This window comes from Acetivibrio ethanolgignens, from assembly GCF_001461035.1.
Taxonomy (GTDB): domain Bacteria; phylum Bacillota; class Clostridia; order Lachnospirales; family Lachnospiraceae; genus Velocimicrobium; species Velocimicrobium ethanolgignens.
Genome location: NZ_LNAM01000038.1, coordinates 1 through 3,781, shown reverse-complemented (window position 1 = coordinate 3,781; position 3,781 = coordinate 1). Strand labels below are relative to the sequence as shown.

7 protein-coding genes are annotated in these 3,781 nt (G+C 38.6%); 1 reads left to right on the top strand and 6 read right to left on the bottom strand.

All coding sequences use genetic code 11. The annotated features are described in order from the left end of the window. Positions 1-129 precede the first annotated feature (129 nt). The gene (locus ASU35_RS03250) at positions 130-369 is read left to right on the top strand and encodes a helix-turn-helix domain-containing protein (RefSeq protein WP_058351632.1); all 240 of its coding nucleotides are present in this window, start codon (positions 130-132) and stop codon (positions 367-369) included. Between the two features lie 60 nt (positions 370-429). Here ASU35_RS03250 and ASU35_RS03245 read toward each other — a convergent pair whose 3' ends face one another. From ASU35_RS03245 to ASU35_RS03220, 6 genes are all read right to left on the bottom strand, one after another. Beyond that, positions 430-852, bottom strand: coding sequence for a DUF3846 domain-containing protein (locus tag ASU35_RS03245; RefSeq protein WP_058351631.1), 423 nt, complete (start codon positions 850-852; stop codon positions 430-432). Then, positions 842-1,969, bottom strand: coding sequence for a DUF262 domain-containing protein (locus tag ASU35_RS03240; protein ID WP_172794588.1), 1,128 nt, complete (start codon positions 1,967-1,969; stop codon positions 842-844). Before ASU35_RS03240 ends, ASU35_RS03245 begins: the two co-directional genes overlap by 11 nt. Next, positions 1,962-2,405, bottom strand: a complete 444-nt coding sequence (locus ASU35_RS03235) for a hypothetical protein (protein ID WP_058351629.1) — start codon at positions 2,403-2,405, stop codon at positions 1,962-1,964. Before ASU35_RS03235 ends, ASU35_RS03240 begins: the two co-directional genes overlap by 8 nt. A gap of 161 nt (positions 2,406-2,566) precedes the next feature. After that, positions 2,567-2,971: a hypothetical protein gene (locus ASU35_RS03230; RefSeq protein ID WP_058351628.1), complete on the bottom strand. Its 405-nt coding sequence runs from the start codon at positions 2,969-2,971 to the stop codon at positions 2,567-2,569. Between the two features lie 72 nt (positions 2,972-3,043). Beyond that, on the bottom strand, positions 3,044-3,328 hold the full coding sequence (locus ASU35_RS03225; protein ID WP_058351627.1) for a hypothetical protein: 285 nt from the start codon (positions 3,326-3,328) through the stop codon (positions 3,044-3,046). Between the two features lie 171 nt (positions 3,329-3,499). Beyond that, positions 3,500-3,706: a hypothetical protein gene (locus ASU35_RS03220; protein ID WP_058351626.1), complete on the bottom strand. Its 207-nt coding sequence runs from the start codon at positions 3,704-3,706 to the stop codon at positions 3,500-3,502. Positions 3,707-3,781 lie beyond the last annotated feature (75 nt).

Here is a 3,781-nt window from a genome sequence, read left to right as displayed (position 1 = left end):
TTCATTCAGAACTGCTCTTTTTGTCTGCTCTGAATCTGATACTTCACTTATGAATTATATCATACAACTTCCATTTTGGATACTATTTTCTTCTATTTTGGATAATAATTTTATTTGGAGGTGTCCATCATGGCTGAACGCATTAACCAGCACTTAAATCCTATCGTTGGTACTAACATCCGCCGATTACGCAAAGAGCATGGTCTGAAAGCAACTGAAGTCATAGCCCAGCTACAGGTAAAAGGCATTAACGTAACCACAGGCATATTCAGCAAGGTAGAAAATGGATATAACAACCCTACAGTCACTATGCTGATTGCTCTGACTGATATATTTAAGTGCGACTTCAATGAATTTTTCAAACAATAAGCGGCTGAATCCCATAACTCCTATGGTGTAGCCGCTTATTGTGCTTATATAGAATATATATCAATCAGCTGACTCACCAGATGCTCTTTTCCACTCTGGCAGTTCCTCTATCGCTTTCAGAAATACAGTTCCACATGCAATGCGGTCTATCGGCTTGAGCAGACGCTCAACCAGCTCCACGTCTTCCTCCAGAATGCTGTCAAATTCATCACCTTTATACCTGACCACCAGCAGATTGCCAGCAAACGCTGTAATGAATTTGCCGCTTTCATCATATAACGCACGATTAAGCGTCTTGCCGAAAACAACCGCATCTCTGCCACCAACCAGTACAAGGTCATCATTCAATGTAAAAGTTTCAATCCCACCGCCCACATACTCCTGCTTCGCTTTGAGGGAATTTGTAATTTCCGACAGATATCCCTTGTAGACAACACCTTCAGAAGCTCTCAAAAAATATGCTCTTATGTACTCACTGTTCATATCGCTCACCACTATCCCCATAAGAATCAGCACCAACTTCTTCAGAGCCATCAGAACTTACATCATCAGAAACAAGCTCTGAATTTTCATCGTCACTTGGAAGTTCCAGCTTGAAATATTTGTAGCACTCATCACGCAGGATTTCATATCGTGCCTCTACATTAGGACGCTTTACATTTCCAGAGCCACTAAATTCTTTGTAGTCTTCATTGTCAGATGCAAAGAACTCATTGAGGAAATTTTTGTAATCTGAAGCCTCGATACCTTCACAGAGCATCTGCTCTGCAAGAGCAACAATAACAGCTACATTGTTTTTACGCAGGTACTTAGCCTTTTTGTCAAAGACTCCAAGATAATCAACAGTTTCGCAGAAGTTTTCCTGTTCCTGCTGAGTAAAGTTATTTTTAAGATATGACGCAAATTTTAAGCACTCAGCAACAGACACAGACTTATAATCGTCATAATCTGATATCAGCATAAGTGACTGGAGAGCCATACATAAATCTTCCTCTCTGAGTGCCTGGGCTGCCGTCATATTCAAGCCCTGAGAAAAGAAAGATTTCTCAACTACCCCTGCAAAATAATTACATAAATCAACTCCAAGCTCTGGCTTTGCTTTCTGAATGGTACTCAATGGAACTCCACTGTTAATATTGGCAAAGAGCATAGTTTGCTCCTCTTCTGAAGCATTAGCAATCACCTGAATGTTAAACTTGTAAGAATTGATAGCATTCTGCAATTCCTGTGGCATCTCACTAAAGAGCATGCCAGCCAATTCAAACATATCTCCATCAATTTCTACATCAGGCGTACTTCCATGAAGTCTGTACTCATCATTCATAAAGCTAAACAAGTTGGTAGTACGCTGTGCTCCATCAAGAACTGAATAGCAGGACATTGATTTCCCCTTCTCATCAACCACATCTTCATCATTCTTGACAAATATTACTGGTGGAACATAACTGTCTGACAGAATACTCCAAATCAACATACTCTTTGCAGGTAATGACCACATACCTGTGTGTCTCTGAAATGAAAGGTCATACCTAAGAGCATTTTTCTCTTCTTTCCATTTTTTAAGGTTACTAAGTCCAACATTTAATGTACTTCTATTCACAATCTTCATCCTCCTCTGCAAATTCTTCGGCAATAAAACCATTCCCTACAAAAGAACAATATGACTTAGAACTCATGAATGTAATTTCGTTGGTGTATGGCTTAGACTTGCCACCATCAATAACAACCTTATCCGCCATTTTTGTAGACTGATACCCCATTTGGCTGAAATCATAGTATCCATTTACCAACAAGCTCTGCATGATTTGTTCCACTACATCAGACTGTAAATTACCAACTACCAGCTCTGATAAGTTATCTTCAAATATGCTTGAGCTGTCATGCAAAATGGCAATACCATTAGGCTTTGTACCATTCCTACAAACATCTCCTAAAAATCGTGACTCACCATTGAAATCAAAAATAGTTTCAACGATTGGAACAGCACGATTGACAGTTAATAACCTTCCTGTCGGAGAAATAATCCTCACTTCCAAAAAGAACACCTCACTTTCCTGAAGCCCCAAATACAAGAGTTACTTAAGGGCTAACACTTTTTATTTGATTTTGAGTGTCCTATCTATCACTCTACTCAGAAGATAATGCAAGAGTTTTTGCAAAAAATCATTCTTTTTTGTAACAAGTACCCCTGAACCAGTTAGACAAAGGGTAAGCCATCACCAGTTTCCTGCAGTACCTTGTGACTTTCAATCTTGTCTGCACACTCATTTAGCAACACAGAATAATCGTTACCAAAATACCTGCTGAAACAATCCAACATAACACGCAGGAGCTTTGACCTTTCCATCCTACTAATCTTTGGAACAACACCCAACACAATGAACTTTGTGGTATCTCTCGACAGGCTCTCATAATCGTAACCATACAAGGTTGTAAAGAGGGTTATAAACATATTCCTATGCTGTCTGCCAATTTTTCTATTTGTCTCTGAAATAAACTGGTCAACTAACTCCTGCTCTTTATCAGGATTGCTGCTAATGTTTTCAATTAACTTCTTTGTATCTGCCTCAATTCTTTTTGATATTAAACTAATAGAAATCACCTCCTCAACTACCCCTAATACAATGAAAGAGTTACACCTGCAAGATGTAACTCCTTCAAAGGGATTTTGATATTACTGCATACCATAGAGAACTCTAAACATCTTTGCAACCTTTGATGGACAGAGTTCTGGTGGGTTCTCATTCAACTCTTCAGGGAAGTTGGGAACTATAATAGTATTGGCATAATCTCCACCTTCCTTTTCGTAGTTCTCCAGAGCTTCGCAGGCTTCATCTGCTGAACGACAGGTGTTAAGCACCTTAAAGGTTGTTGGTCGATTGGTTACAGCATCACGCAGGGCTGGTATGCAAATAATAAATCTGTTGACGTGACGCTTCATCATAGCTTTCATTGTCATGGTCGACACCTCCTATTTTTTGAAATGATGTCATTTTACCATCAGCTTAGATATTTACAAGTCATCTCAGTAAAATAATATTAAGAACTTTGCGTGTCTTGGAGATAATTGAAAGAAATGAGCAAAAGAAAAGAGCATCTACCCCAAACTGGATAAATGCTCTAAAACATACTACATATTTTGTTGTTCCAACTCAGCTAATAACTGCTTTATCCTTGCAAGCATAATAGCTTTCTCTTCTTCTGTCTGACCTGCCTGACTGCACTTACTACGGATAGGACATTGAGTATTTAAGCAATTCCTCTTTCCATGACAGAATAACCACTTAACTGCCAGAAACAAGTCACCAACTATAATAAATATAAAAAATGAAATCAATACAAGCTCACCAAAAGTCAGCGTTGAGGAACAAAATTATATAACTTTACTAAGTCAACGCATATCACCTTTTAT

What these genes read in the sequence shown, in the direction of transcription:
- ASU35_RS03250 (WP_058351632.1), top strand. Translation starts at nt 130, where the DNA reads ATGGCTGAACGCATTAACCAGCACTTAAATCCTATCGTTGGTACTAAC.
- ASU35_RS03245 (WP_058351631.1), bottom strand. Translation starts at nt 852, where the DNA reads ATGAACAGTGAGTACATAAGAGCATATTTTTTGAGAGCTTCTGAAGGT.
- ASU35_RS03225 (WP_058351627.1), bottom strand. Translation starts at nt 3,328, where the DNA reads ATGACAATGAAAGCTATGATGAAGCGTCACGTCAACAGATTTATTATT.